General features: G+C 64.9%; 21 protein-coding genes. 10 read left to right on the top strand and 11 right to left on the bottom strand.

Going from position 1 to position 25,327, the window contains the following annotated elements; all coding sequences use genetic code 11:
- The first annotated feature begins 11 nt into the window (after positions 1–11).
- Positions 12–3,152: an adenylate/guanylate cyclase domain-containing protein gene (locus MYCSM_RS26225; protein ID WP_015309202.1), complete on the top strand. Its 3,141-nt coding sequence runs from the start codon at positions 12–14 to the stop codon at positions 3,150–3,152.
- On the opposite strand, the gene MYCSM_RS26220 is transcribed toward MYCSM_RS26225, so the two are convergent.
- Entirely contained in the window at positions 3,149–4,717 is a 1,569-nt protein-coding gene (locus tag MYCSM_RS26220) for a phytoene desaturase family protein (RefSeq protein ID WP_015309201.1), read from the bottom strand. The genes MYCSM_RS26225 and MYCSM_RS26220 overlap by 4 nt on opposite strands.
- A complete protein-coding gene (locus MYCSM_RS26215) occupies positions 4,714–4,962 on the bottom strand; it encodes a DUF2630 family protein (protein WP_015309200.1) in 249 nt (82 codons plus the stop codon). Before MYCSM_RS26215 ends, MYCSM_RS26220 begins: the two co-directional genes overlap by 4 nt.
- 23 nt (positions 4,963–4,985) lie before the next feature.
- Here MYCSM_RS26215 and MYCSM_RS26210 point away from each other — a divergent pair, with 23 nt between their 5' ends.
- Positions 4,986–5,348, top strand: coding sequence for an FKBP-type peptidyl-prolyl cis-trans isomerase (locus tag MYCSM_RS26210; protein ID WP_015309199.1), 363 nt, complete (start codon positions 4,986–4,988; stop codon positions 5,346–5,348).
- Between the two features lie 80 nt (positions 5,349–5,428).
- Here the strand turns inward: MYCSM_RS26210 and MYCSM_RS26205 are convergent, their stop codons facing one another.
- Together MYCSM_RS26205 and prrA are read right to left on the bottom strand one after the other, a co-directional pair.
- On the bottom strand, positions 5,429–6,769 hold the full coding sequence (locus MYCSM_RS26205; RefSeq protein ID WP_015309198.1) for a sensor histidine kinase: 1,341 nt from the start codon (positions 6,767–6,769) through the stop codon (positions 5,429–5,431).
- A 3-nt stretch (positions 6,770–6,772) separates the two neighbouring features.
- A complete protein-coding gene (prrA, locus tag MYCSM_RS26200; protein ID WP_198345124.1) occupies positions 6,773–7,483 on the bottom strand; it encodes a two-component system response regulator PrrA in 711 nt (236 codons plus the stop codon).
- A gap of 151 nt (positions 7,484–7,634) precedes the next feature.
- On the opposite strand from prrA, the gene MYCSM_RS26195 reads away from it, so the two are divergent.
- From MYCSM_RS26195 to MYCSM_RS26175, 5 genes are all read left to right on the top strand, one after another.
- Positions 7,635–8,624, top strand: a complete 990-nt coding sequence (locus MYCSM_RS26195) for a phospholipase D-like domain-containing protein (protein WP_015309196.1) — start codon at positions 7,635–7,637, stop codon at positions 8,622–8,624.
- The gene (locus MYCSM_RS26190; protein ID WP_015309195.1) at positions 8,617–9,180 is read left to right on the top strand and encodes a chromate transporter; all 564 of its coding nucleotides are present in this window, start codon (positions 8,617–8,619) and stop codon (positions 9,178–9,180) included. Before MYCSM_RS26195 ends, MYCSM_RS26190 begins: the two co-directional genes overlap by 8 nt.
- A complete protein-coding gene (locus tag MYCSM_RS26185; protein WP_015309194.1) occupies positions 9,177–9,725 on the top strand; it encodes a chromate transporter in 549 nt (182 codons plus the stop codon). Before MYCSM_RS26190 ends, MYCSM_RS26185 begins: the two co-directional genes overlap by 4 nt.
- Positions 9,726–9,951: 226 nt before the next feature.
- On the top strand, positions 9,952–11,871 hold the full coding sequence (locus tag MYCSM_RS26180; protein WP_015309193.1) for an ABC transporter ATP-binding protein: 1,920 nt from the start codon (positions 9,952–9,954) through the stop codon (positions 11,869–11,871).
- Complete coding sequence (locus MYCSM_RS26175; protein ID WP_015309192.1) at positions 11,868–13,691, top strand: ABC transporter ATP-binding protein; 1,824 nt, start codon at positions 11,868–11,870, stop codon at positions 13,689–13,691. The genes MYCSM_RS26180 and MYCSM_RS26175 overlap by 4 nt, the downstream gene beginning before the upstream one ends.
- A 129-nt stretch (positions 13,692–13,820) precedes the next feature.
- Here the strand turns inward: MYCSM_RS26175 and MYCSM_RS26170 are convergent, their stop codons facing one another.
- The 5 genes from MYCSM_RS26170 to MYCSM_RS26150 all read right to left on the bottom strand — a co-directional run bounded on the left by MYCSM_RS26170 (position 13,821) and on the right by MYCSM_RS26150 (position 18,590).
- Entirely contained in the window at positions 13,821–15,194 is a 1,374-nt protein-coding gene (locus MYCSM_RS26170; RefSeq protein ID WP_015309191.1) for an NAD(P)-binding protein, read from the bottom strand.
- Positions 15,195–16,304, bottom strand: a complete 1,110-nt coding sequence (locus MYCSM_RS26165; RefSeq protein WP_015309190.1) for an epoxide hydrolase family protein — start codon at positions 16,302–16,304, stop codon at positions 15,195–15,197.
- A 3-nt stretch (positions 16,305–16,307) separates the two neighbouring features.
- Entirely contained in the window at positions 16,308–16,976 is a 669-nt protein-coding gene (locus tag MYCSM_RS26160) for a hypothetical protein (RefSeq protein ID WP_232425660.1), read from the bottom strand.
- Between the two features lie 240 nt (positions 16,977–17,216).
- On the bottom strand, positions 17,217–17,642 hold the full coding sequence (locus MYCSM_RS26155; protein ID WP_041312702.1) for an Hsp20/alpha crystallin family protein: 426 nt from the start codon (positions 17,640–17,642) through the stop codon (positions 17,217–17,219).
- A 111-nt stretch (positions 17,643–17,753) separates the two neighbouring features.
- Positions 17,754–18,590: a LuxR C-terminal-related transcriptional regulator gene (locus tag MYCSM_RS26150; protein ID WP_015309187.1), complete on the bottom strand. Its 837-nt coding sequence runs from the start codon at positions 18,588–18,590 to the stop codon at positions 17,754–17,756.
- A 58-nt stretch (positions 18,591–18,648) separates the two neighbouring features.
- Between MYCSM_RS26150 and MYCSM_RS26145 the strand changes: the two genes are divergently transcribed.
- The 3 genes from MYCSM_RS26145 to MYCSM_RS26135 all read left to right on the top strand — a co-directional run bounded on the left by MYCSM_RS26145 (position 18,649) and on the right by MYCSM_RS26135 (position 22,924).
- Positions 18,649–20,340 carry an AMP-binding protein gene (locus MYCSM_RS26145; protein WP_015309186.1) on the top strand — a complete coding sequence of 564 codons (1,692 nt, stop codon included), beginning with the start codon at positions 18,649–18,651 and terminating at the stop codon, positions 20,338–20,340.
- A complete protein-coding gene (locus tag MYCSM_RS26140; RefSeq protein ID WP_015309185.1) occupies positions 20,337–21,950 on the top strand; it encodes an AMP-binding protein in 1,614 nt (537 codons plus the stop codon). The genes MYCSM_RS26145 and MYCSM_RS26140 overlap by 4 nt, the downstream gene beginning before the upstream one ends.
- 122 nt (positions 21,951–22,072) lie before the next feature.
- Positions 22,073–22,924, top strand: coding sequence for a hypothetical protein (locus MYCSM_RS26135; protein ID WP_041312700.1), 852 nt, complete (start codon positions 22,073–22,075; stop codon positions 22,922–22,924).
- A 70-nt stretch (positions 22,925–22,994) separates the two neighbouring features.
- Here MYCSM_RS26135 and MYCSM_RS26130 read toward each other — a convergent pair whose 3' ends face one another.
- Both MYCSM_RS26130 and MYCSM_RS26125 read right to left on the bottom strand, forming a co-directional pair.
- A complete protein-coding gene (locus MYCSM_RS26130) occupies positions 22,995–23,711 on the bottom strand; it encodes an IclR family transcriptional regulator (RefSeq protein ID WP_015309183.1) in 717 nt (238 codons plus the stop codon).
- Complete coding sequence (locus MYCSM_RS26125; RefSeq protein ID WP_041312698.1) at positions 23,708–25,165, bottom strand: APC family permease; 1,458 nt, start codon at positions 25,163–25,165, stop codon at positions 23,708–23,710. The genes MYCSM_RS26130 and MYCSM_RS26125 overlap by 4 nt, the downstream gene beginning before the upstream one ends.
- Between the last annotated feature and the right edge of the window lie 162 nt (positions 25,166–25,327).

The raw sequence follows: 25,327 nt of genomic DNA, 5'->3' as shown, positions 1-25,327 counted from the left end.
ACGATTGAGGCGTGGCGACACCGTGCGGAACCTGCGGCGCCGAGCCACGCGCGGGCGCCCGATTCTGTGACGCCTGCGGTTCGCCCTTCGCAACCGCCGACAGCCATGCTGAATACAAGCAAGTGACCGTACTGTTCGCCGACGTCGTCCATTCGATGGACATTGCGGCCACACTGGGCGCCGAACGACTGCGCGAAATCATGGGGGAGCTGTTCAACCGGTGTTCGGCGATCGTCCAACGTTATGGCGGCACGGTCGACAAGTTCACCGGGGACGGAATCATGGCGGTGTTCGGCGCGCCGGTCGCTCTCGAGGACCACGCTTTACGCGCCTGCAGGGCGGCCCTGGATATTCAGAAGGACGTCAAGAACCTCGACACCGAGGTTGAGCATCGTGACCACGTCAAGTTGCAGCTGCGCGTGGGACTGAACTCCGGCGGGGTTATCACCGGCGAGATCGGTTCTGGCCCCTTGACCTACACCGCCGTCGGCGAGCAGGTCGGGATGGCGCAGCGCATGGAGTCGGTCGCGCCGGCCGGCGGGGTGATGTTGACCGAGTCGACCGCGAGGTTGGTCGAGAAGAATGCCGTGTTAGGAGAACCGGAGTTCGTTCTTGTCAAAGGTGCGCAGGAGCCGTTACCGACGCGCCGTCTGCTCGCCATATCCGCAGCACGGAGAACGGCGCGAATCGAGACAACATTCGTCGGTCGGGAGTGGGAGATGGAGGCCCTCGGCGGACTTCTCGACCGAGCAGCCAACGGTCACGGAAGTGTTGTCGGCGTTGTCGGGCCGCCCGGCATCGGCAAGAGTCGTATGACCCGTGAAATCACCTCGCGCGCGCGCGATCTGGGCTTCGATGTGTTCACCACTTACTGCGAGTCGCACACCACTGACGTTCCATTTCACGCCGCGGCCGGCCTGCTACGGGCTGCCACAGGTTCAACCGGTTTGACTCCCGAGGCGGCGCGGTCGCTGGTGCGGGCGCGGTATTCGGATTCAGACGAAGAGGATCTCCGCCTCCTGGAGGATTTAGTGGGCATCGCTGACCCCGCGACTGAACTGCCTCAGATCGATCCCGATGCGCGCCGGCGCCGGATGGCCGCAATGATCAATACGGCCGTCCTCGCCAGAAACTCACCGACGGTCTATGTGATTGAGGACGCACACTGGGTCGACGGAGTCAGCGAAGCGATGCTCGTGGATTTCTTGGCCGTCGTGCCTCGAACGCGGTCAATCGTACTCATCACTTACCGACCGGAATATGGTGGCGCACTTGCTCATGCGCCACGATCGCAGACCATCGCCCTTGAGCCGTTGGACGATACGCAGATGGCGCAGCTGAGTACTGAACTGCTCGGCAACGACAGGTCGGTGACGGGGCTGGCGGGGCTCGTCGCCGACCGGGCTGGCGGCAATCCGTTCTTTGCCGAGGAGATCGTTCGCGACCTCACTGAGAGGGATGTGTTGATCGGCGGCCGCGGCTGCTATCTGTGCGTCGCGCCCGCACGCGATGTCAGCGTGCCCAGCTCATTGCAAGCGGTGATAGCTGCGCGCATCGACCGCCTCGACCCGGGAGCGAAGCGCACATTGAATGCTGCGGCCGTGATCGGGTCGCAATTCGACGCAGAAATGCTGGCGGCGCTGGAGGTCGAGCTCGTTGTGCACGATCTAATCGTTGCTGAACTGATCGATCAAACAGCGTTCGGGTCTCGATCCGAATTTGCCTTCAGGCATCCGCTGATCCGCGCGGTCGCATACGAGTCGCAGTTGAAATCGGACCGAGCGCAGCTGCACCGGCGGCTAGCCGCCGCAATCCAGCACGAAGATCAGAATGCGGCCTTGATCGCCGAGCATCTCGAGGCGGCCGGTGAGCTGGTCGACGCATACGAGTGGCATATGCGGGCAGGCGAATGGTCGATCAACCGCGACAACGCCGCGGCGCAGCTCAGCTGGGAACGGGCGGTCCAGGTGGCCGAGGCGCTGCCCGCCAACCATCCAAATCGCCTGCAGATGCGCATTGCGCCACGAAGCCTGCTGTGCAGCACGGCATTTCGTCGTTTTCATCCAGACTTATCGACACGCTTCGACGAACTACGCAAGCTCTGCAACGAGGCGGGAGACAAAGCATCTCTTGCCATTGGCATGGCGGGCCTGACGATGGAGCATGTCCTGCACGGACGAATCTTTGACGCGTCTCGGCAGGCTTCGGAACAAATGGCGATTGTCGAGTCAATCGGCGACCCGACGTTGACAGTGGGCCTGACCATCCCGGCGTGTGTCGCCAAGTTGCAGGCGAACGAGATGACGGATGTCTTGCGATGGACAGAAAGAGCAATCGGGCTGGCTGCCGGCGACATCCCAACCGCGGGATTCATGGTGGGATCTCCGATGGGCAATTGTTTGGCGTTTCGCGGTTTCGCTCGCAGCACGGTGGGTCTCGACGGGTGGCGAAAAGACCTCGATGAAGCGGTGGCGATGACGCGCACAGCCGACGCCGCCTCTCTGGCAGTCGCCGCTGCCTACAAGTATGTGGCTGTCGGTCGCGGAGTGCTGTTGATTGATGACGCTGCATTGGCGGAAATCAATGAAGCCTTTCAGCTCGCCGAGCGGTCGAGTGAGGACCTGCCGTTGGTGCTCGTGCGAATGTCATTGGGCATCGCGCTGGTACACCGCGGCTCTGCTGCAGATCGTGCACGCGGGATTGCCATGCTCGCCGAGCTACGCGATACCTGCGTCAAGGAACGCTACGCCATGAACATCGTGTCGGGCTTGGAATTGTTCGTCGCTCGAGAAACGGCCGCCCAGGATATCGACCGAGCGGTAGATCAAGCGCGTGCCGCCACGGACGAATTGTTCAACTCGGGTAACTTCATCAACTGCGACACAGCCACAGGGATTTTCGTTGAGTTGCTGCTCGCGCGTGGTACGCCGGATGACCGGGTGGAGGCTGAAGCTGCGGTCCACAGGTTGTCAGGTCTCGAGGTCGGTCACGCCTGGGCCGTCCGAGACGTCACGATGCTGCGGCTAGGCGCGCTGCTTGCCCGAGCCCGCGGTGACGATTCGACCTATCGCGACTTCAGGGACCGCTACCGCGCCATGGCCAACGACCTCGGCTTCGAGGGCCATATTGCGTTGGCCGCGCAGATGCCCTAGCTCTCGAGCACCGCCATCGCGGCGTTGTGACCGCCGATGCCCGACACCGCCCCGCCGCGACGAGATCCCGAGCCGCACAGCATGATTCGGTCGTGCGCCGTCGCCACGCCCCAGCGCTGCGCGGGTGTGTCCAACGGTTCGTCGTCCTCGGCGAACGGCCACTGCAACGCACCGTGAAAAATGTTGCCGCCGGTCATCGCCAGCGTCTGCTCCAGATCCACCGTCGTCTTCGCCTCGATGCACAGCCGACCGGCCGCATCCTCCAGCAGAACGTCTTGAATCGGCTCGGCGAGAACGGAATTCAGCGAGTTCAGCACTGCGGATGTCAACGCGTCCCGCGCGCGATCCGGGTCGCCGCCGGCGATCAGGCTGTGCGGCGTGTGCAGGCCGAAGACGGTCAACGTCTGCGCACCCGACTCCCGCAGCCGGTCCGACAGGATGCTCGGGTCCGTCAGCGAGTGGCAGTAGATCTCGCACGGCAGCGGATCGGGCACCACGCCGTGCTCGGCGCGCGTGTACGCGAGCTCGAGTTGGCTGAATGTCTCGTTGATGTGAAAGGTGCCGCCGAATGCCTGCTCGGGCGTGACGCGGTTGTCGCGCAGCCGTGGCAGCCGGCGAAGCATCAGGTTGACCTTGACCTGAGCGCCGGGCGTCAACGTCGGCTCGGGGTCGCCCAGTAGACGCGCCAGCACCGTCGGCGTCACGTTGGCCAACACGACATCGGCGTGCGCTTGATGCTCTTGGCCATCGCGGCGATAGCTCACCTCGCCGTCGGGCGTGATCGCGTAAACGTCTGCGCCCGTGAGGATTTCAGCGCCATAACCGGCGGCCGCCGCGGCCAGCGCGCCGGTGACTGCGCCCATGCCGCCGACCGGGACGTCCCAGTCGCCGGTGCCGCCGCCCAACAGGTGGTACAGGAAGCACACGTTCTGCCTCAGGGTCGGGTCGTCGGCGCGTGCGAACGTACCGATCAACGCATCGGTCGCCATCACGCCGCGTACCAGATCGTTGGATACCGCGGCGGTGATCGCCTCACCGATGGGCTCGTCGACCATGAACCGCCACGCGTCGTCGTCGCCGACATGGCGGCGCGCACTATCGCGACTGCCCAGCGGCTGCAACAACGTCGGCCACAACCGCGACGTGACACCGCGGCATCGCTGATAGAACTCGGCGAACCCGGCCTCGTCGTCGGAAGCCCCGACCGCTCCGAACGTCGATGGCGGACCGATCAACAGGCCGGTGCGGCCGGCCGTCGACGGATCGGGTGTGTAGGACGAGTAGCGCCGGCGGATCAGTCGGACGCGGGCGCCGAGCTCGTCGACTATGCGCCGCGGCAGCAGGCTGACCAGATACGAGTAGCGCGACAGCCGCGCGTCGACACCGTCGAACGCAAGCGCGGAGACCGCCGCACCGCCGACGTGGTCGAGCCTCTCGAGCACCTGCACGCTGCGGCCCGCGCGGGCCAGATACGCGGCGGCGACCAGGCCGTTGTGCCCGCCGCCGACGATGACGACATCGAATGCCGCCGGGCCGGCGGCTCCGGAGTGGTGGCGCTGGTTCAGTTGAGGTAGCCCTCGACCTCATCGGCCGGGCGCACCTGGGCTTCGCGCGGGTCGCCGCCGGTCTCGCGCAGTGCCCTGCGCTGCCGCAGCAGGTCCCAGCACTGGTCGAGCGCCACCTCTACCGAACGCAGCCGCTGATGCTCCTCGGACTCGTCGATCTCGCGGCTCTGCAGCTTGGCCCGCAGCTCTTGTTCCTCGGCGACGAGCTTGTTGACCTGAGCAAGAATGTCTTCATCTTTGGCCACGAACCCAGACTACGGTGAGTGCGATGAGTACCAAGCCAGAGATCGAGTTTCCCAACGGACCCGCGCCGACGGACCTCGTCATCAAGGACATCGTCGTCGGCGACGGCGCAGAGGCCGTTCCCGGCGGCACCGTCGAGGTGCACTACGTCGGCGTCGAGTACGACACGGGCGAAGAGTTCGACAGCTCGTGGAATCGCGGCGAGTCGATCGAGTTTCCGCTGCGCGGCCTGATCCAGGGCTGGCAGGACGGCATTCCCGGCATGAAGGTCGGCGGCCGTCGCCAGCTGACCATCCCGCCGGAGCAGGCCTACGGTCCGGACGGCGGTGGGCATCGCCTCTCCGGCAAGACGCTGATCTTCGTCATCGACCTGCTGGCCACCCGCTAGCTGCCGGCGAACGTTCCTTACCGCTCGAAATCTGCCGCCAAAATTTCGAGCGGTAAGGAACGTTCGAGCCCGGCGGGCGACTAGCTTGGGCCGGGCAGTCGCAGCAGCAGTCGCACCCCGCCAAGCGGACTGTTCTCCAATGAGGCTGTGCCACCGTGCAATTCGGCCTGTTGCGCCACCAGCGCAAGGCCGAGCCCTGAGCCTGAAACCGACGCAGTCGACCCTCGCGAGAACCGCTCGAACACCAGCTGGCGCTCTTCGGAGGGGATGCCGACGCCATCGTCGTCGATCGCGATTTCCACACCCTCGCGTGAGCTGACCGCCGACAACTGCACGCGCGTCGCGCCGCCGTGTTTGACGGCGTTGGCGATCGCGTTGTCGACGGCGAGCCGCAGCCCCGCGGGCAGCCCGACGATGATGATCGTCGGCGCCGGGACCAGGGAGACGTCCAGGTCGGGGTACACCCGCATCGCGTCGTGGGCGGCGCGGTCGAGCAGTTCGGTGATGTCGACGGGCACGTGGTCGTCGGCTGTCGACAGCTCGCCCTGCGCCAGCCGCTCCAACGCGCCGAGCGTGGCCTCGATGCGCGACTGCGTGCGGATGACGTCGTTGACCACCTCTTTGCGCTGCTCCTCCGGCAGCGCCAGGGTGGACAGCACCTCGAGGTTGGTGCGCATGGCGGTCAGCGGCGTGCGCAACTCGTGAGCGGACACCGCGGAGAAGTCGCGGGCCGACGCGAGCGCGGCCTTGGTGCGGTCCTGCTCTTCCCAGATCCGGTCGAGCATGCCCTTGACGGCGTCGGCGATCTCGACGGCCTCGGTTGCGCCGCGCACTTCGATCTTGGGCGGTTCGTCACCCGCGTCGATCTGACTGGTCTGTTGAGCCAGCCGTTTGAACGGACGCACCGCGAAGGTGGCCAGCATCCAACCGAACACCGTCGACGCGACGATGGCGAAGAAGCAGATGATGATCACCCGCCGGTGCAGATTGTTGGTGTCGGCGATGGTCGCGTCGTAGGTGTCCCCGACGGCAACCGCCATCGGCTCTGGTGCCCGGATCTCTACTGTGCGAACGCGATACCGCACGCCGTCGACATTGGTGTCTTCGTAGCCGGCGGGCAGCTCCGGCAACACCACGTCCGAGTTGGACGACACCTGTCCGTTCTTGCGCACCGTGATGACGGCGTCCTGGTCGTTCGGCGACTTGGGGATCTCGTCGAGGCCGCGGGGCAGGAACGGGATCGCGAAGCCCGCCGCCTCGTCGAGCCTGCGGTCGAGCCGCTCCTTACGGTCGTTCGTGATGCCGACCCACACCACCGTCCCGACGATGAGGACGGGAATCGCGGCGCCGATGGCTGTCGCGACCACCACCCGGGTTCGAAGCGAAGGCGTGCTGCGGAAGATCCGCGACAGCAGGTTCACGACCTATTGCGTCCTCAGGACAAACCCCACGCCGCGGACGGTGTGCAGTAGCCGTGGCGCACCTCCGGCCTCCAGCTTGCGACGCAAGTAGCCGATGAACACGTCGACGACATTGGTGTCGGCCGCGAAGTCATAACCCCACACCAGCTCCAGCAGCTGCGCGCGGGAAAGCACCGCGGTCTTGTGCTCGGCGAGCACGGCGAGCAGGTCGAACTCGCGCTTGGTCAGGTCGACGTCGGCGCCGTTGACGCGCGCACGCCTGCCGGGGATGTCGACCTCAAGGGGGCCGACCGTGATGGTCTCTGACGAGAACGTCGCCGTCGCACCGCGGCGCCGCAGCAGCGCCTTGACCCGCGCGACCAGCTCGGCCAGCACAAACGGTTTGACCAGATAGTCGTCGGCGCCCGCCTCCAGCCCGGCCACCCTGTCGTCGACAGAGCTGCGCGCCGAGAGCACGCAGACCGGCACGTCGTTGTCCATCGCTCGCAGCGCGGTCACCACGCTGACGCCGTCGAGCACCGGCATGTTGATGTCCAGCACGATCGCGTCGGGCCGGGTCTCGGTGGCGCTGCGCAGCGCCTCAGCACCGTCGACGGCCGTGGCCACATCGAATCCGGACAGCCGCAGGCCACGCTCGAGCGACGCCAACACGTCAGGGTCGTCGTCCACTACGAGCACGCGGGGCGAAGCCGCTCCACCGTCCATGCCCGCAATCTTGCCTGAAGTCGCCCCGCCGATGTGACAGGTACCCAAGCGACTCGGTATCACCGTTGCGGCGGTCTTATCACCGCCGTGTCACGGCCAGCTGAACGTTCGTTCGATAGCAAAGCGACGCTATTGCCCCGGTGCTAACATCTGCGAAATCATGCTCCCCCTGTCTCCGCGTCTCATTGTCGAGCCCGATGACGGCTTGGATCCGGTCCGCGAATTCATCAATTCCGCACAAAATTCGCTGTTGATCAAGCAATTCACGTTCACCGAGCCGAGTTTGGTCGCTGCCGTCATTGACCGGAAGAACGCCGGTGTCGATGTGCGCGTCATGCTCAACGCGGCCCGATCCGGTGGTGATCGCGCCAACGACGAGACCTTCGAGCAACTTCAGAGCGCAGGCGTCGCGGTCAAGTGGTCCAGTTCGAAGTTTTACGTGACGCACGAGAAATCGATTGTGGTCGACGAAAAAGCCGCACTGGTCGCGACGTTCAATCTGATGGAGAAGTATTTCACGCTGACCCGCGACTACGGCATCATCACCGACAATCCATACCATGTCGCGCAGATCGTCGAAGTATTCAACGCCGATTGGGACGAGCGCGATTGGGATTGCTCGGCTTATGAGGGCCTGCTGTGGAGCAACTCCAATTCGCGGTACCACATGGCGCAATTCATCGATACGGCCACCGAACGCCTCGACGTGCAGCACCCCAAATACGTCGATGCGGTCATTCTCGAGCGCCTAGCCGCGGCCGCCGATCGCGGTGTCAAAGTGCATGTGTTGTGCGGCGGTAAACACGGCATCAGTGAATGGGACATTCTGGACACCTTCGCGTCGCTGCGCACGCTGAGGCGTTTCGGCGTCAAGGTGCACAAGCAGAAGAACCTGCGCGTGCACGCCAAATTGATCATCGTCGACAACCAGCGCGCGCTGGTGGGGTCGATGAACATCGACCGCAGCGCGTTCGATCTGCGCCGCGAGCTGGGCATCATGACCGAGGACCCGGCAATCGTCGGGCGCCTGAAAGAGGTATTCGACAGCGACTGGGAGATGTCGCACCACTACGAGGCGCCGGACCCACTCGATCCGTCCCAACACCACGAGGACGACTTCCCGCACGACCATGACCTCATGCATGAGTGAGGTCGACGCGGGACCGGTCAAGGTCTCGCTCTTCGAGCTCGCCTGGACGTTCAACCACATCGCGCTCGCGTCGTTCGGCGGCGGTTTGTCCGCGTGGTCACGCGAAGTGCTCGTCGTCGAAAAAGAATGGATGGGCGAGGCGGAGTTTCTCTCCGCGATGACGATGTGCCGGATCCTGCCCGGCGCCAATCAGGTCAACATGGCGGTGTTCGCCGGATCGAAGATGCGCGGCCTGCCGGGCGCGGTCGCGGCGGTGTTCGGACTCTGCCTGGTGCCGGTCGTCTTGATCACGGTGGCGGGCTTCTTCTACTTCCGGTTCAAGGAGATACCCGCAGTCAAGGGTGTGCTGCACGGCGCCTCGGCGGCAGCGGTGGCGCTGACGCTGGCGATGGTGATCCAAACCGGCAAGAAGTGCCTCACGGGGTTGGTGCCGGTGCTGCTTTTCGCGGCGGCGTTTGTGCTGAACGGCATTCTGCGGTGGCCACTTCCGGTGGTGCTGGCCATCCTTGCGCCGATCAGTCTGTTCTGGGCGTGGCCGAGGCAGCGGCCCGCATGATTCACACCTACCTACAACTGGCGGGCTTGTTCGCATCGCTGTCGCTGCTGTCGATCGGTGGCGGCAACGCGGTGCTTCCCGAAATGCATTTGCAGGCCGTCAGGGGTCACCACTGGATGACCGACTCGCAGTTCGCCGACATCTTCTCGATCTCGCAGACGGCGCCGGGACCGAGCATTCTGATCGTGACGCTGGTCGGGTACGGGGCGGGACTGACGGTCGGGGGTGTACCGGGAGCCATCATCGGCGGGGTGATCGCCACCGCCGCGATGCTGCTGCCCGCCGCGTCGTTGATGTATGCCGTGACGCTGTTTTGGAAGAAGGCGCAGCAATCGAAGTGGCGGATCGCGGTCGAGAAGGGCTTCGCGCCGTTGACCGTCGGCCTGATCATGGCGACGTCGCTGGTGATGAGCCGGGCTGCCGACCACGACTGGCGGGCCTACACGCTGACGGCGGCCTGCACGGCGATCTTCATCTTCACCAAGGCCAACCCGCTACTCGTGGTTTTCGCCGCGGGCGTACTTGGGTACTTCGGCGTGGTCTGACGCCGTGGCCCGCGGCCCGGATGGCGATGTACAAAATGCCCAGCTCTGGGCGACTTTGTCGTTGCGCGAGGTGGGCAATTCGACTGGTGGTCCTGCCGGGAGGTGATGGTTGACGCTCCGGGAAGCAGTTGACCTCATCCATTGTTGAGGTTTTACGTTGAAACGGTGAGTTGTCACAGCGGCATGAGACTCTGGAGGCCGTTATTGATTTGCCGCTCAGCGGATAATGGGAATTGCTTTGACTGAACCTGTGGATACGTTGCGCTCGGCGCCGGCGATCGCGCGACCGCCGGCCCGCCAACGTACCGGCTCGGATCTGTGGCGCCTGATGCCGTATCTGCTGCCGTACCGCGGACGGTGGATCGCGATGGTGCTCATCGCGATCAGCAGCCTCGTTGCCACCGTGGCCATTCCGCTGATGACCAAGGCCGTCATCGACGGCCCGGTGCGCCATCAGGACCAGCACGGCCTGTGGGTGCTTGGCGCCGCCGCGATGGGCGTCGGCGTTTCGGAGGCGGTGTTGTGGTTCATCCGCCGGTGGTTGGTGGCGCGCGCCACCATGGGCGTCGAGGCCGATATTCGCAAAGACCTCTATGCGCGGCTGCAGATCCTGCCGATGTCGTTTCATGGGCGCTGGCAGTCCGGCCAGCTGCTGTCGCGAATCATGAACGACCTCAGCACCATTCGTCGCTTCATGTCATTCGGCATGCTGTTCCTGCTGCTGAACACCATCCAGATCGCGGTGGTGACCGCGATCCTGCTGGCGATGTACTGGCCGCTCGGAGTTGTCGTAGTCGTGTCGATCGTGCCAATCACGTTGACAGTGCTGCACTTTCAGCAGACATACACTCAGCTGTCGCGGCTGGCGCAGGACCAGTCCGGCCACGTCGCAACGCATGTCGAGGAGTCCGCGCTCGGGGTACGGGTGGTGAAGTCGTTCGGCCGCGAGGACTACGCGTACGACCGATTCGACCGACAGTTGACCAACCTCTACGACACTCAGGTCGGCAGGGTGGCGGTGTCCGCGAAGTTCTGGACATTGCTGGAGGTCATTCCCAACCTGACGCTCATCGTGGTGCTTGGCTTCGGCGCGTATGCCGCGGGCCACGGCTACGTGACGATGGGCACGTTGGTCGCGTTCATCACGATGATGCTGTCGCTGGTGTGGCCCATCGCGTCGCTGGGCTTCCTGCTGTCGATGACGCAGGAGTCGTTCACCGCCGCCAATCGGATCGCCGAGATCTTCGACGCGCCACGAGAAATCACCGACGGCCCGTCGAGTCAGACGCCACGCGGCGGGCGGCTGGAGCTGATCGACGTCGGCTTCCGCTTCCCCGACGCCGCACCCGACGACTGGGCGCTGCGTCATGTCAACGCCACCGTCGAGCCGGGCGAGACGCTCGCGCTGGTCGGTTCGACGGGGTCGGGCAAGTCGGTGCTCGCCTCGTTGCTGTCCCGGCTGTACGACGTCACCGAGGGTGAGATCCGCATCGACGGCCGCGACATCCGCGAGCTGAGCCTGTCCGCGCTGCGGCAGGCGGTGGCCACCGCGTTCGAGGACCCAACGCTGTTCTCGATGTCGGTGGCGGAGAACCTGCGGCTCGGCCGGCCGGATGCGACGAACGAACAGATGGCGCAGGCCATCGAGGTAGCCGCGGCAGACTTCGTGTACGACCTTCCGTACGGGCTCGACACCCGCATCGGCGAGCAGGGCATGAGCCTGTCCGGCGGCCAGCGGCAACGGCTCTCGCTGGCGCGGGCCATCCTCGCCGCGCCTAAAATCCTCGTGCTCGACGACACGCTGTCCGCGCTCGACGTGCACACCGAGGCCATCGTCGAGGAAGCACTGCGCCGGGTGCTGCACTCGGTCACCGGCATCGTGGTCGCGCACCGGGCGTCGACGGTGCTGCTCGCCGACAAGGTCGCGCTGCTGACCGACGGCACCATCACGCACATCGGCACCCACGCGCAGCTGCTGGCCACCGTGCCGCAGTACCGCTACCTGCTGGCCGCCGACGACGAACTCGACGATGGCGCTGAACGCAGTTGCGCATGGGAAGAAGACGAAGATCGCAGTCGGCTAGACCATTTCGTCGAAGAGCACGAGCCGCGCGATTACGTGTCCTCGGAGGCTGAGCGCCGATGACGACCACCGAATGGCGCGGCCGCCTCGACGAGGACCAAGACGACAACCTGCCCATCGACGAAAGCGTGCCGCGCCGCCGCGAAGCCCGTGCTCTGCTAGGGTCGCTGCTGCGCCCGTACCAGACGACGGTTGCGTTGCTTGCGCTCGTCGTCGTGGTGGAAAACCTTGCGCGCCTTTCGGTTCCGATCCTCGTGCAACGCGGTATCGACCACGGCATCCCGCCGATCCTTTCCGGCGGCTCGGCGCACACGCTGATGGTCGTCGTTGCCGTGCTGTGTGTGGTGGTGGTGGTTCAGGCGACCAGCCGGATGTTCTTCCTTCAGCGCTCCGGCCGGATCGGCCAGAAGGTGCTGCTGGAATTGCGCCGTCGGATCTACCGGCACTTCCAGCGCTTGGACATCGCTTTCCACGAGCGGTACACGTCTGGCCGCGTGGTCAGCCGCTCCACCAATGACGTCGAGGCAATCCAGGACATGCTGGAGACGGGCTTCGACAGCCTGATCACCGCGGCGCTCACGTTGATCGGCACGGCCATTCTCCTTGTCACACTGGATGTTCGGCTCGGCCTGATGTGCCTGACCGCCTTCCCGATTCTGGTGGCGTTGGTGTGGTGGTTCCGCAACGAGTCCGCCAAGACGTACCGCAGGGTCCGCGAGAGCGCAGCGCTGGTGATCGTGCAGTTCGTCGAAACGATGACCGGCATCAAGGCGGTGCAGGCCTACCGGCGTGAGCCGCGCAACCAGGAGATCTTCGAAGACATCGCCGATCGTTACAAGGCGGACAACGAGCGAACCTTCCGGTTGCTCGCAATCTTCATGCCCGGCGTGAAACTGGTCGGCAACCTGACCACCGGTGTGGTGTTGCTCTACGGCGGATACCGCGTGCTGCACGGCCAAATGACCATCGGCACGCTGGCGGCGTTCCTGCTGTATCTGCGGATGTTCTTCGAACCGATGCAAGAGATTTCGCAATTCTTCAACACGTTTCAGTCCGCATCGTCGGCGCTGGAGAAGCTGGCCGGTGTGCTCGCCGAGCGGCCCGGCATCATGGATCCAGCGCATGCCGTCCCGCTCGGCAGGGTGCGCGGCGACGTGACCTTCAACGATGTGCAGTTCTCCTACGTGCAGGGCCGGCCGGTGCTGCCCGACCTCAGTTTCTCGGTGCCCGCGGGCCAAACCGTCGCGTTGGTGGGCACCACCGGTGCGGGCAAGACCACGATCGCCAAGCTGATCGCTCGGTTCTACGACCCGACGTCGGGTGCCGTGACGCTGGACGGCATTGACCTGAGGGATATTTCGCAGAGCGAGCTGCGGCGCCACGTCGTGATGGTCACGCAGGAGAACTTCATGTTCGACGGCACGGTCGCCGATAACATTCGGTTCGGCAGGCCCGACGCCACCGACGCGGAAGTGGCGGCGGCCGCCGCAGCCGTCGGCGCGGACCGATTCATCGACGCGCTGCCTGACGGCTACGACACCGACGTCGCCAAGCGCGGCAGCCGGTTGTCTGCGGGGCAGCGGCAGCTGGTCGCGTTCGCGCGTGCTTTCCTCGCCGACCCGGCGGTGCTGATCCTCGACGAAGCCACCTCGTCGCTGGACATCCCGAGTGAGCGCATGGTGCAGCGGGCATTGGAAACCGTGCTGTCCGACCGCACCGCTTTGGTTATCGCGCACCGGTTGTCGACGGTGCAGGTCGCGGATCGGGTACTGGTGCTCGACCATGGCCGCATCGTCGAAGACGGCGCGCCCGACGAGCTGATCGGCCGCACGGGCGGTCGGTATGCCGCGCTGCATCGCGCGTGGGTGGAATCGCTGGCTTAGTCCGCGAAACTGCGGAGAGATCGCAAGTTCGCATGATTTCGCGATCTCACCGCAGTCTCGGCGATTGACTCTGCATCTATGACGCAAAAGTGCGAGAGCGTCTCGCCATCAACGGAGAATCAACAGAAGTCACGCCTGAGCCAACAGCGTTTCCAGCTTGTCGTTGATCGCGGGCATCTGCGAGGTCAACACGGAGATGATCTTCTCGCGGGCCCGCTCACTGACCCCCGCCGAAACATGGTGCAACACATTGAGCCGCGACGCGTCGACCCACGCCATCATCTCAGGGTCGGTGAACCACTGAAGCTGGTTCTTGTTGAAGGCCAGCATCATTCGCAGCCAGTCAATCGGTTCACGCGGATACGGCACCGGGCCGCAGAAGGCGTTCCTGGTCTCGTCGTCGGAATAGGTCGCTTCGACGTGGCCGATGACGGCCGCGCTGAACGCGGGCTGGCAGGTGCGCACCGCTTGTAGCGATATGTGACCGTCGCTGAACACCGGTGTGGGCTCCCGATGAGCGAAACCGTCTGCGGTGCAGTCGATGTAAAGCGCCGACTCGTCGATCTCGCGGACGCCGCCGTCGAGCATGATGCGACCCGGCTCTATCGCCTGCACATGGCCCATCCGAACGACGTCCTCGATGCGACGCAGCTCCGTGAGTTCAGCCTGCGACAAGATGGCGCAGCGGTACATCGTCGGGTCGACGGATTGGTCGATACGCGTCAAGCAACCCTTGGCCTCCAACCGGACGAACAAATCGGCAAGCGATTCCGCCTCGACCACCGCGGCGAGCTGGCTCGAGAAGTCGCGCAGCACGCGCTTGGCGAACTGCGAGCCAGGCTGAACCGTCGCACGATCCAAGATCCACGAGTCGCGTGGCTTGATCCACGTCAACCGCTCCGCGGCGACACCGTGGCGTAGCAGCCACAGACACGCGTCCATCGCCGTCTTGCCCGCGCCGACAATCACATAGCGGTCGCGCGCCTCGCGGATTCGCGGCAGCTGGTTGGGCGGCACGCAGTCCGCATCGACGGCATACGACGGCGCGCGCATCGAGGGCACCACGATCTCGACGTGGCTGGTCACGACGCGTCGGGGAGCAACGGAGATGTCCTCGCCGCCGAGCGTGCGGACTCGGCCGTCGCCGAGATATTCGCTCATCGGCAGATAGGTCACCCGGCCGGTCGGTAACAATCCCTGCCGCATCACCGCATCGAAATAAGCGCATACCTCGGCGCCGCTTGCCAGCTCGTAGTAGCCGGCGTTGAACCCATCTTCGTCGATGGTGTCGCTGCCTAGGTCCCGCGAGTTGACGCCGTAATACGCCGACGGCTGATGCAGCCGCACGAACGGATAGGCGCACGTCCAGTGCCCGCCGGGCTGGTCGTTGCGGTCGACGACGACGACCGTCGCGTCAGACTCGCTGACGAGGGTGTCGGTGAACGCCAGCCCCATCGCGCCCGCGCCGACCACAAGGTAGTCGGCCTCGATCGTCCTCCCCATCTAGCGCACCGTATCGAAGAACTTCCGCACGTCGTCCACGAACAGCTCAGGCTGCTCGAATGCGGCGAAGTGACCGCCGCGCGGCATGTTCGTCCAATGGGTGATGTTGTAGCCCGCCTCGCACCAACTGCGCGGCGCGCGAAGAATCTCCTTGGGAAACGAGGCGACACCCGTGGGCAGCTCGACACGTTGGCGTTCACCCCCGCCGAAAATCCGGAAGCTTTCCCAGTACAGCCGCGCCGACGACGCCGCCGATGCGGTCAGCCAGTACAGCATCACGTTGTCGAGCAACTCGTCTTTCGTCAACACGTTCTCGGGATGGCCGTCGCAGTCCGTCCACGCCCAGAACTTCTCGACGATCCACGCCAGCTGGCCGACGGGCGAGTCCGTTAACCCGTAGCCGAGGGTCTGCGGCCGGGTCGACTGCTGTTTGGAGTAGCCGGTGCCCCACTTACGGTGATCGCCGACGCGCTCCAGCGCCTCCTTCTCCTCGTCGGTCGGGTTCTGCAGGACGCCGGGCGGTCGGCCCATCGGCATATTGAGATGGATCCCCACGCAACGACCGGCGTTGCGGCCGATCTGCGTGGTGACGGCGGCTCCCCAATCACCGCCCTGCGCGCCGTAGCGCTCGTAGCCAAGGCGGCCCATCAACGTCTCCCACGCCTGCGCGATCTTTTCGACGCCCCAGCCCGTGCCCAGCGGCTTCCCGGAAAAGCCGTAGCCCGGCAGCGACGGACATACGACATCGAACCCCGCCGCGGTCAGCGGCTCGATCACCTTGTGGAACTCGACGATCGACCCGGGCCAGCCGTGAGTGATCAGCAGCGGAAACGCGCCATCGGCAGCCGACCGCTGGTGGATGAAATGGATGTCGAGGCCGTCGATCTCTGTGGTGAATTGGTCGAAGCGGTTCAGCGCGGCTTCGCTTGCGCGCCAGTCGTATTCGTTAGCCCAGTAGTCGGCGAGTTCACGGGTGTAGCTCAGCGGGATGCCCTGCGTCCAGTCATCGACGCACTCGGCCTCCGGCCATCGCGTGCGGGCCAGCCTCTCTTTCAGGTCAGCGAGATCGGCGTCGGGAACCGCAATGCGAAATGGATTGACTTGGGCCATGGATTACATCCTTGCGCGGTACCAGTCGACAAGGCTGCCGTACCCGCAAGATTCGGCCAGTGCCAGTTCTCCTTCGCGGTCGACTTCTTCGAGGTGGTGCATCCATTCGTCGAGCAGGCTCGCCGCCTTTTGGTGAAGCGCATCGTCACGGCGGCCGGTCAAATGCGCCAAACGGCGAATGTAGCGGTCGGCCAACGTCAGTCGATGCACCGCGGCCACCACGTCGATAGCTTCACCCGCCCACAGTCGAACCAGGCGACGGTAGGCGGTCAGTTCGTCAGCGGGTAAGCCGACGGCGTGTAGGGCCGTGCGCGCTTCGGCCAACTTACCGAGCAGGTTCGCACGCTCTGCCTTCAGAGTTTCGCGCGCCGTCAACAGCGCGGCATCGAGCGCGTCGTGCCGTGGCCCGTCCGGTGCCGCGCCAAGCACCGGGGGCTGCATGTGGTGTGCGAGATCGACCTCTGCCCAGATGCCGAAACTCTCTACCCACAGCGCTAATTCGCCGATGGCGACGTTCAGCTCGGCGCGGTGGTTGTCCAGATGTGCGGCGTATTGACCGTAACCGCCTGCGGCCATCCGCCGGGCGGTCTGTGTGACGGCTGTGGTCAATGCGCCATGCGCGGCGACCACTTCCATCAGGCGATCCCGCGGCGATGGTGTGGCGGCGGTCAAAGCGCCTCCATTTGATAACCGTTGCTGCGATCCAGTAGCGGACTCGACGTTGTGCTGTAGCGGCGCAGGGCGATCAACACTCTCTCCGCGATGTCCAGTATTCGGTCGGCACTTCGACGCGGGCTTCGACGATGCCTGATTCCTATGCACCATCTTCTACTCCCCGGTGGTCAGGATCGGGGCCGCCCTCGGACAACCTGGGCGGCCCCGGGGAAGGCCTGACCCGAACCCCTCACCGGGTCAGGCGCTGATGGCCTGCTGTGTGCCCGGCCCGACGGCGATCTTGCGGGGCTTGGCCGCCTCCGCGACGGGGATCGTGAGCCGCAGCACGCCATCGGTGAACTCAGCGCTGATTCCGTCGACGTCCACCTTGTTGCCCAGCGTCAGATGCCGGGTGAACTCGCCATGCGGACGTTCGGCCAGTAGCCAGTCGCCCTCAGTGGGTTCTGGTCGTTCGGCCGTGACGGTCAGCACGTCATGGTCCGCCGTGATATCGATCGAATCGGGAGTGACCCCCGGCAGATCCAGCTCGACGAGGACCTTGTCACCGTCGCGCCACGCGTCCATCGGCGCCATGGCTCGTCGGCCGACTTCGCCGCCCCACAGCTGTTGGGTCAGCCGATCAAAATCACGGAAGAACGGGTCGAACTTCAGCATGTTGATCACCTCCCAATGAAACCTGGATCTGTAGTTGCGGTATAGATAACCTGTCTCTGCTGCCATATATTTCCTGGCAAGAGCGCGATAAGGTATGAGTCGCCACTACGGGGGCTGCGGTTAGGGCAGCAGCCGCGCCCGGCGTGCCTTGGCTACCGCCTCGTGACGGGTGTGGGCACCGAGTTTGGCTGCCGCACTGCGCAGATAGCTCTTCACGGTCTCCGGCTTCAGCGACAGACGTTTAGCCGCTTCGGCGTTCGTGCATCCCAGTGCGACTTGAGCCAGCACGTCGAGCTCACGGGCCGACAGTGGCGTAGCGGGTCCACCCGATCTGCCTCGGGCCAGCCGTTCGGCGAGCAGCCGCAACTGCGCCCGTAACGCCGGCGGCGCCGACGGATCCGCGGCCAGGCGGCGCAGCTGTGCGTGGACTTCGCGGATTTCCTCGGTGGCCGCGCCGGCGGCCTGGTGCGCGTCACGCAACCGCAGTCGGCGGTCGACCTCATCGCGGATGCTCAGTTCGCGGCTCAGCCGTCGCGCCGACGCGATCATCAGGTCCGCGGTGCGATCCCCGATCGGCGCCGCGGCGCGGTATGCGCCGTACAGCACGGCGCGCGCGCTTCCGTCGACCACCACGGGAACGGCGAGGATCGACCTGATGCCCTCCTGCAGCACGGGGCCGTCGTAGTGGTGGGTGATCGACGAGGCCCTGCGGTAGTCAGGGACGGACAACGGCCGCCGGGACACGACGGTCGCCCCGCCGAGGCCCGCGCTTGGCAGCACGGCCAATCCGCGCATGCCTGCGGTCCGGGCGCCGACAAACTCTGTCAGCAGCAGGGTGTCGTCGTGCACCTCGCCGCCGAACGTCAGTGGCATACCCGTTTGCTCGGCGACGCGCCTCAGCTCGGCACGCAACGCGTCCGCGTCCCGCGGACGGAGCAGCGACGAGCCGGAATGCATCTGAGCACCCTCTTTCGGGGGTAGCGTTGGGCCAACTGTGACGTAGATCCTATCCGCCATGACGACCAACACCGATTTGTATCGCGCCGCGCGCGATCAGCTAGTCGACCTGATCGGCGACTATGACAAGGCCGTCGAGGCGTTCGCATGGCCTCAGCTCACCGGCACTTTCAACTGGGCCACCGATTGGTTCGACGTGATCGCCCGCGCCCCCTCGTCCGCTGACCGGCTCGCGCTGTGGATCGTCGAGGAGGGCGGCGACGAGCAGAAGGTCACCTTCGGTGAGATGGCGGACCGCTCGGACCGCGTCGCGATCTGGCTGCGGGGGCTGGGCGTCGGCAAGGGCGACCGCGTCATCCTGATGCTCGGCAACCAGGTGGAGCTCTGGGAAGCGATGCTCGCTGTGGCCAAGCTCGGTGCAGTGATCATGCCGACGACCGGGGCCCTGGGGCCGGCCGATCTGGCCGATCGCATCACCCGCGGCGGCGCCCGGTTCGTCATCGCCAACGACGTGGACACCACCAAGTTCGACGACGTCGCCGGTGAGTACACCCGCATCGTGGTCGGGGAGGCAGTCGAGGGTTGGCAGCGTTACGCCGATGCTTATGACGTCGAGTCGGCTGCGCCGTTCGCGGCTGGAACAACCGTCGACGATTCGATGCTCATCTACTTCACCTCAGGGACAACCAGTAAGCCGAAGCTGGTGGAACACTCGCAGATCAGCTACCCGGTCGGGCATTTGTCGACGATGGCGTGGATCGGCGTGCGACCCGGCGACGTGCACCTGGCGATCAGCTCACCGGGATGGGCCAAGCACGCGTGGAGTTGCTTCTTCGCCCCGTGGATCGCCGAGGCGACCATCTTCGTCTACAACTACAGCCGGTTCGACGCCGCCGCGCTGCTAAACCAGCTGCGGCGTGCGGGCGTCAACACGTTCTGCGCGCCACCGACGGTGTGGCGCATGCTGATTCAATCCGACCTTGGTGCGAAACCCGAAGGTCTGCGCGAGATTCTCGGGGCAGGCGAGCCGCTCAACCCCGACGTCATCGCCCGGGTCGAACAGGCGTGGGGGTTGACGATTCGCGACGGGTTCGGTCAGACGGAGACGACGCTGCAGGTCGGCAATACACCAGGACAACCCGTCAAGCCGGGCTCGATGGGCAGGCCGATGCCGGGTGTGCCGGTCGTTTTGATCGATCCGGTCACCGGTGAACTGGCCGACGAGGGGGAGATTTGCCTTGATCTGCAACGTAATCCGGTCAACCTGATGACGGGTTACCTCGGCGATACGCAGCGCAACGCCACCGTGATGGCTGGCGGCTACTACCACACCGGTGACGTCGCACAACGCGACGCTGAGGGCTACATCACATACATCGGTCGAACCGATGACGTCTTCAAATCGTCGGACTACAAAGTGTCGCCCTTCGAATTGGAGAGTGTGTTGATCGAGCATCCCGCGGTGGTGGAAGCGGCCGTCGTGCCGCAGCCCGACGAGACCCGGCTCTGCGTGCCGAAGGCGTACGTCTCGCTGGCCGAAGGCTGGCAGCCGACTGCCGAAACAGCAAGGCAGATCATGGAATACGCACGCGATCACTTGGCACCGTATTTGAAGGTCCGCCGCGTCGAGTTCTACGACCTGCCCAAGACGATCTCGGGTAAGATCCGCCGGGTCGAGCTACGCCGTCGCGAGGAAACAAGCCACCCGATCGAGACGGAATACCGCTACGAGGATCTGGTCGATAGATGAAGTCCTACGACGCGGGCCCGACCGACATTCCGATTCTCGAGGAGACGATCGGGGACAACTTCGAGCGCACCGTTGCCGCGCACCCCGATGTGGAGGCACTCGTCGAGGTCGCATCGGGCCGCCGGTGGACATATAGCGAGCTCAACGACGAAATCAACGTGGTAGCAAGAGCTCTCATGGCCCTGGGCATCGAGCCGGGCGAGAGGGTGGGAATCTGGTCGCCCAACTGCGCGGAGTGGACCATCGTCCAATACGCGACGGCGAAGATCGGTGCGATCTTGGTCAACATCAATCCTGCCTACCGCACGCATGAACTGGCCTATGTGCTGAATCAGTCGGGTGTGCGCACGCTGATCTCCGCGACGGCGTTCAAGACTTCGGATTACATGGCCATGGTTGACGAGGTGCGCGCCGACTCCCATGTCCTCAGAGAGGTCCTCTTTCTGGGCACCCCCGACTGGGAGAAGCTGCGCAGCGGTGCCGAGCGCGTGACCGCGACAGAGCTGCGTACCCGTTCCGCCTGCCTGGACAACCACGAGCCAATCAATATCCAGTACACTTCGGGCACAACGGGTTTCCCGAAGGGTGCGACGCTGTCGCACCGCAATATTCTGAACAATGGATACTTCACCACCGAGCTGATCGGGCTGGGGCCGGGCGATCGTCTCTGTATTCCGGTGCCGTTCTACCACTGCTTCGGCATGGTGATGGGAAACCTGGGCTGCACGAGTCACGGTGCCACCATGGTGATTCCCGCACCGGGGTTCGACCCGGCGGTAACGCTTGCGACGATCGAAAAGGAGTGCTGCACAGGCGTTTACGGGGTGCCGACGATGTTCATCGCCATGCAGAATTACCCCGACTTCGCGAACACCGATCTGTCGTCGTTGCGCACCGGAATCATGGCGGGATCGGTGTGCCCGATCGAGGTGATGAAGCACTGTGTCAACGACATGAACATGTCGGAGGTTGCCATCGCCTACGGCATGACGGAGACGTCGCCGGTGAGTTGCCAGACCCGCATCGAGGACGACCTGGAGCGGCGGACCGCATCCGTGGGCCGCGCACATCCCCATATCGAGGTCAAGGTCGTGGATCCGGACACGGGCGACATTGTCGAGCGTGGTCAGCCGGGCGAGTTCTGCACGCGGGGCTACTCGCTGATGCTGGGCTACTGGAACGACAATGAGAAGACGCGTGAGGCGATCGACGCCGAGGGCTGGATGCACACCGGCGACCTCGCGGTGATGCGAGAAGACGGCTACTGCAACATCGTTGGCCGCATCAAGGACATGGTGATCCGCGGCGGCGAGAACGTCTACCCCCGTGAAATCGAGGAGTTCCTCTACACGCACCCCGACATCGAAGATGCTCAGGTGATCGGTGTTCCCGACGAGAAGTACGGCGAGGAGCTTTGTGCGTGGATCCGGATGAAGCCGGGCCGGCCCGCACTGGACGCCGACGCCATCAAGGCCTTTGCGAACGGCAAGCTGGCTCACTACAAGATTCCGCGCTACGTACACGTCGTCGACGACTTCCCGATGACCGTCACCGGCAAGGTGCGCAAGGTCGAGATGCGCGAGGAGAGCGTTAGGATCCTCGGCCTCTAGATTCCGCCGAAACGGCATTCCAGCACGGAAAGTGCGAGAAGAGGCGTGCCGGAATGCCGTTTCGGCGGCTTGTCGGTGGCTCGCTTCTCCGGCTTGTCGGTGGCTGCGGACAGTATGCGGCCATGGGGGAGAACTTTATCGGTAGTGAGGCCGTCGCCAGCCGGGTCGTGACGCGACGTGAACTTCGTCGTTGGTACCGACCGATGTATCCGAACGTGCATCGTCAGCGGGGAAGCGAACCGTCGCTTGCGGACAGGACGGTCGGTGCGTGGTTGTGGTCGAAACGCAACGGCATTGTCACCGGTGCTGCCGCCTCCGCGTTGCATGGCGCGGAATGGGTCGACGACGATGTCCCGATTGAGCTCCTGTGGAACAACACGCACCCGCCGGGAGGGATCATCGTTCGCAATGAACGCGTCACCGATGACGAGTGGACATGGCTGGGGCAACTGCCGGTCACGACACCCGCGCGGACGGCGTTCGATTTGGGCCGCTACCTCGAGCGAGGCCAGGCCGTCGCGCGCCTTGACGCCCTCTTGCGCGCCGCGCCGTTCTCCATCGAGGACGTCCTGCTGCTCACTAAGCGCTACAAGGGCGCGCGCGGCGTCGCGAAACTCAAGGCTGTGCTGCCGCTCGTCGACGGCGGCGCGGCATCACCGCAGGAGACCCGCCTGCGGTTGATCTTCATTGATGCGGGCCTGCCCAAGCCGACGACGCAAATAGCCATCTACGACGAGTGCGGTCGATATGTGCGAATGATCGATATGGGATGGGAGGACTTTATGGTCGGCGCTGAATATGACGGTGACCAACACCGGACTGACCGGGCCCAATACGTCAAGGACATGCGGGTGTGGCCGAAGCTGGCACGACTCGGTTGGAACGTCGTGCGTGCGATCAAGGAAGACAGCGACGCCGACCTCGTCCGGCAGGCGTGGGACGCGATGGTCTCGCGCGGTTGGCAACCAAACTGAATGCGCCGAAACGGTATTCCAGCACAGAAAGTTCGAGTAGATGCGGACTGGAATGCCGTTTCGGCGGAAACTAGGCCAGCAGGGGGCTCAGGAGAGCCGCGCACTCCGTCAGCGCTGGTACTTGCTTGGTCAGCAATAGATCCTGGTCCGCCCGGCCCGACATACCCAACGCCGCGACCAGCGCGCCCGACGGCGCCCGGACCGGCACAGCGACGCACGCACAGTCCTCGCGAAGCTCGCCGGTCTGCGTCGCGAAACCCTGCTGCCGGACGGCGTCGAGCGTCGCGAGTAGTTCCTCACTGACCGGAACCAACCCGTCGAGGTGTTGCTTCTCGGCCAACAGCAGCCGGCCGACAGCGGAACGATGCAGATTCCTGTTCAGCACCGCCTCGCCGACCGGCGGCGGAAATTCGCTGTCCAGATCGGCAGCCCGCACCGCGGTGTTGGTGAAGTAAAACAGGTGCACACCGAAGCGCACCGACAACCGAACCTCCGAGAGCACCTCGCGCGCTGCCGTGCACACCGTCGGCGCGACCGCCGCGTCGATCAACACGCCCATCCGATGCCCCAGTGAGAACCCGGACAGATCGGGCAGCCGGACGATATACCCCTCGGCCACAAGCAGATTCAGCAATCGATACGCGGTCGCCGACGGCATCGACAGGTTCTCGGCGATCTCCTTGGCCGTCACACCGACGCCTGCCCGCGCCACCTCCTCGAGCACTCGCAGCGCGCTCTGCACCGCCTTCGGCTGTCGCCCCGACAGCGTCCCGTCGGCCGGGCTCATCGCCGTACCTTCCACGGGTTGTAGTCCGCCAGCAGGTCACCCTCGACGGTCTCGTCGAACACCCCGACGCGTTCGGTCAACCCTGGCACCCGCCGCAGCCGGAACGCGTACAGCGCGAAGCCCGCCGCAAGCAGCCCGGCATACACCGCAGTCGCGATCCACACCGGCGACTCCAATGTCAGTGCGGCCCAAACGATTATCGCGATCATCACCGCCGCGGTTGCCACACCGATCACCAACGGCAGCCTGGTCAATTCTCCGATCCGGCGCAGGAACACCGGTGTCGCCAGGCACACCAACAGGTACGCGCCGACATACCCATGGGCCGACACCGCGAGCAGCCCGATCAGCACTTCGCGGCTGGAACCGGTCACCCACAGGTACACCAGCGGCACCACCACGATGACCGGCATTGCGAGCAGCAGCGCGACATGTGGTGTGTGGTAGCGACGATTGGTACTTCCGACGGCCTCGGGCACCACCCCCTCGCGTCCCATCGCGAACAGGGTGCGCGACAGCGCTGTCGTGGAACCGATGATGCAGGCGAACCACGACGCCGTGATGCCGAGCTCCATCGCGATGGACAGCGCCGTCGAGCCCGCACCCGCGCTGGCGGGCAAGGTGAGCACTATCGGCACGGAACCGATGCCGGCCCTGATGGTTTGGGTCGACTGCATGGCTGCGGCGAAGACGTAGAGCACGCCGAGCGCGATCGGCGTCCACCGAATCGCGCGCGGCACGGTAACGAACGGTCTGCGGGCCTCACGTGCGACGGTCCCCGCGCTTTCGAAGCCGACGAACGACGTGATCGCGAGCAGCAGCGCGAAGCCCAGCGCCGAATGCGACTGCCCGTCGGAGACTTCGGGCGGCGCGCGGCCACCAGCGATCGAGCCGCCGAAGGCGATCACCAACACCGCGGCCGCGACCACGATCGCGAACACCTCCACAGTCAGCGAGATCCTGGCGGACAACCGGATACCTCTGATCATCAACGTCAGCGCGACCGCGCCGACGACAAGTGCAAGCACCGTGATCGTCACCGCACCGCTCGGCACTCCGAGGCGATTCAACAGTGCCGCAAGGTAATTCGCGGCACCGACCGAACTTGCCATTGCCGCCGCCGCGTACCCGATCACCAGCGACCACCCGGCGGCGATCCCGGCTCCCGGGCCGAGGCCCTTGACCGTGTAGCTGTAGAGCCCGCTGACCGCGACCATCCGAGTGGCGAACTGGCCGACGCAGTAGCCGACAGCGGCCATCAGGAGCGCCGTGACGACGAATACGCCAAGAGTCCACCGGCCCGCCGCCGGAATCACGAGTGCCGGCAGCGTCACCATCACCGCCGACGGCGCGACCGCGGACACCGACTGACCCAAGACCTGCGCGAAGGACAGCTGTCCTCGCTGCAGGCCGGAGACCGGTGAGCTGCTTCTGATCGGTCGCACGTAGCTCATCCTGCCGCTTCGACCGCCTTCACCACGTTAACTTTGCGGATCGTCAAATGAGAATCACGATCATCCCCGAGCGCCATGCCGCTGGATAATGTGCGTCAACAGGGTCAAACGCGCGGCTGAAATGAGAAACCGACTGCATTTCAAATGAGAATGCGAATACGT

The sequence above is a fragment of the Mycobacterium sp. JS623 genome (assembly GCF_000328565.1).
Classification (GTDB): domain Bacteria; phylum Actinomycetota; class Actinomycetes; order Mycobacteriales; family Mycobacteriaceae; genus Mycobacterium.
The sequence above is the reverse complement of the archived record's forward strand: the minus strand, read 5'-3'. Positions and strand labels throughout refer to the sequence as shown.

Bases quoted from the DNA above. Each gene is read 5' to 3' on its own strand.
- MYCSM_RS26210 (WP_015309199.1), top strand. From the start codon at position 4,986: ATGAGTACCAAGCCAGAGATCGAGTTTCCCAACGGACCCGCGCCGACG.
- MYCSM_RS26195 (WP_015309196.1), top strand. From the start codon at position 7,635: ATGCTCCCCCTGTCTCCGCGTCTCATTGTCGAGCCCGATGACGGCTTG.
- MYCSM_RS26190 (WP_015309195.1), top strand. From the start codon at position 8,617: ATGAGTGAGGTCGACGCGGGACCGGTCAAGGTCTCGCTCTTCGAGCTC.
- MYCSM_RS26185 (WP_015309194.1), top strand. From the start codon at position 9,177: ATGATTCACACCTACCTACAACTGGCGGGCTTGTTCGCATCGCTGTCG.
- MYCSM_RS26180 (WP_015309193.1), top strand. From the start codon at position 9,952: ATGGGAATTGCTTTGACTGAACCTGTGGATACGTTGCGCTCGGCGCCG.
- MYCSM_RS26175 (WP_015309192.1), top strand. From the start codon at position 11,868: ATGACGACCACCGAATGGCGCGGCCGCCTCGACGAGGACCAAGACGAC.
- MYCSM_RS26170 (WP_015309191.1), bottom strand. From the start codon at position 15,194: ATGGGGAGGACGATCGAGGCCGACTACCTTGTGGTCGGCGCGGGCGCG.
- MYCSM_RS26165 (WP_015309190.1), bottom strand. From the start codon at position 16,304: ATGGCCCAAGTCAATCCATTTCGCATTGCGGTTCCCGACGCCGATCTC.
- MYCSM_RS26150 (WP_015309187.1), bottom strand. From the start codon at position 18,590: ATGCATTCCGGCTCGTCGCTGCTCCGTCCGCGGGACGCGGACGCGTTG.
- MYCSM_RS26145 (WP_015309186.1), top strand. From the start codon at position 18,649: ATGACGACCAACACCGATTTGTATCGCGCCGCGCGCGATCAGCTAGTC.
- MYCSM_RS26140 (WP_015309185.1), top strand. From the start codon at position 20,337: ATGAAGTCCTACGACGCGGGCCCGACCGACATTCCGATTCTCGAGGAG.
- MYCSM_RS26135 (WP_041312700.1), top strand. From the start codon at position 22,073: ATGGGGGAGAACTTTATCGGTAGTGAGGCCGTCGCCAGCCGGGTCGTG.
- MYCSM_RS26130 (WP_015309183.1), bottom strand. From the start codon at position 23,711: ATGAGCCCGGCCGACGGGACGCTGTCGGGGCGACAGCCGAAGGCGGTG.
- MYCSM_RS26125 (WP_041312698.1), bottom strand. From the start codon at position 25,165: ATGAGCTACGTGCGACCGATCAGAAGCAGCTCACCGGTCTCCGGCCTG.